At 40.3% G+C, this 1669-nt stretch carries 4 protein-coding genes and 1 pseudogene; all 5 read left to right on the forward strand.

Annotated features, from left to right (window positions below; translation table 11 throughout):
• Window positions 1-305, forward strand: a 305-nt coding sequence (locus ACO6FI_RS13225; protein ID WP_485457732.1) for a GerW family sporulation protein, incomplete at its 5' end; no start/stop codon positions are given.
• Window positions 306-414: 109 nt separating this feature from the next.
• Window positions 415-723 carry a 50S ribosomal protein L21 gene (gene rplU / locus ACO6FI_RS13230; protein WP_298052458.1) on the forward strand — a complete coding sequence of 103 codons (309 nt, stop codon included), beginning with the start codon at window positions 415-417 and terminating at the stop codon, window positions 721-723.
• Window positions 724-728: 5 nt separating this feature from the next.
• Complete coding sequence (locus ACO6FI_RS13235) at window positions 729-1046, forward strand: ribosomal-processing cysteine protease Prp (RefSeq protein WP_485457733.1); 318 nt, start codon at window positions 729-731, stop codon at window positions 1044-1046.
• Window positions 1047-1337 carry a 50S ribosomal protein L27 gene (gene rpmA, locus ACO6FI_RS13240; protein ID WP_008751601.1) on the forward strand — a complete coding sequence of 97 codons (291 nt, stop codon included), beginning with the start codon at window positions 1047-1049 and terminating at the stop codon, window positions 1335-1337.
• 105 nt (window positions 1338-1442) lie between these two features.
• Window positions 1443-1669 (forward strand): annotated as a pseudogene (locus tag ACO6FI_RS13245) (GTPase ObgE); the annotation flags it as partial.

Consider the following 1669-nt stretch of genomic DNA (forward strand, 5'->3'; position numbering starts at 1 on the left):
GTGATACTACAATAATACCGTTGGTTGATGTAAGCTGCGGTATGGCGGCAGGTACCTTTGACAACACTTCAAAATCAAACGGCGGAGGCGGAATGAGCGCAAAACTTTCACCTACCGCAATGCTTATAATACAGGACGGCAGGACAAAGGTTGTAAATATAAAAAATCAGGATGCAATCAGCAAGATACTTGATATGGTTCCGGACCTTATAAATAAGATAACCAACAAGTCCGATGTAGATAAGGAAGCCACAAAAAAGGCTGAAACTATGTTAAATGAAAGTGAAAGTAAATATATTGATTGACATAGGGTGACTGTTTAGTGTATACTAAGACAGTATGCCGCTCAATGTTGGTTTCAAGCTTGATTTCAAGCACCAATTTTGGCGAGTAATGATAATAGGAGGTATCCTTATGTACGCAATTATTGCTACAGGTGGTAAGCAGTATAAGGTTTCAGAAGGAGATATCATTAGAGTAGAGAAACTTGGAAAAGCAGACGGTGAGGCTGTTACATTTGATCAGGTTCTTGCACTAAACGATGGAGAACTCAAAGTTGGAACACCTACTGTAACAGGAGCAAGTGTAAGTGCATCAGTTCTTAGAGAAGGTAAGGCTAAAAAGGTTATTGTATACAAGTATAAGCCTAAAAAAGGTCACCACAAGAAGAACGGTCACAGACAGCAGTTTACAGAAGTTAAGATTGAAAAGATTAATGCATAATCTTTATGATTAACGTTGTTGCATTTGCCGAAAACGGCAAATATACCGGTTTGAAAGTTTCGGGACATGCGGGTTTTGAAGAAGAAGGAAAGGATATAGTTTGTGCGGCGGTTTCAGTGCTTACGTTGAATCTGGCAAATTCTATAGAACACTTTTGCGACGACAAATTTACAGTCGATTGCAGTGAAGGTTTCTTTCATCTGAGATTGCAGGACAGAAGTGAAAAATCGGGACTATTACTGGATTCGTGTATTCTTGGTCTTATGGATATAGGAGAAGAGTACAGTGATTTTATCAATATCAATTTACAGGAGGTCAAGTAAATGTTTAAAATGAACCTTCAGCTTTTCGCTCATAAAAAGGGAGTTGGATCTACAAAGAACGGTCGTGACTCTGAGTCAAAAAGACTTGGTGCTAAGAGAGCAGACGGACAGTTTGTTTTAGCAGGAAATATACTATACAGACAGAGAGGAACAAAGATTCATCCGGGACTTAATGTAGGTCGTGGCGGTGATGATACATTGTTTGCTACTGTTGACGGTGTAGTTCGTTTTGAAAGAAAAGGCAGAGACAAAAAGCAGGTTTCTGTTTATCCAAGAGCTATTGCTGAATAAGAGTCATGAGGCTTCATACGGATGTATGAGGCCTTATTTACTATTGTAGGGACGTTAAGAATTTGTATAAGCAGGTGCATCCTGTTTTATTAAAATGAGGTATTTATGTTTGCTGACAGTGCAAAAATTTTTATAAAGTCGGGCAAAGGCGGAGACGGTCATGTGAGCTTTAGAAGAGAGCTTTTTGTGGCGGCCGGCGGTCCTGACGGCGGTGACGGAGGAAAAGGCGGAGATATCATCTTTGAAGTGGATGAAGGCCTTAATACCCTCACCGATTTCAGAATGAAGAGAAAGTATGTAGCAGGCGACGGTGAGCCGGGAGGTAAGAGAAG

The organism is Lachnoanaerobaculum sp., assembly GCF_057250505.1.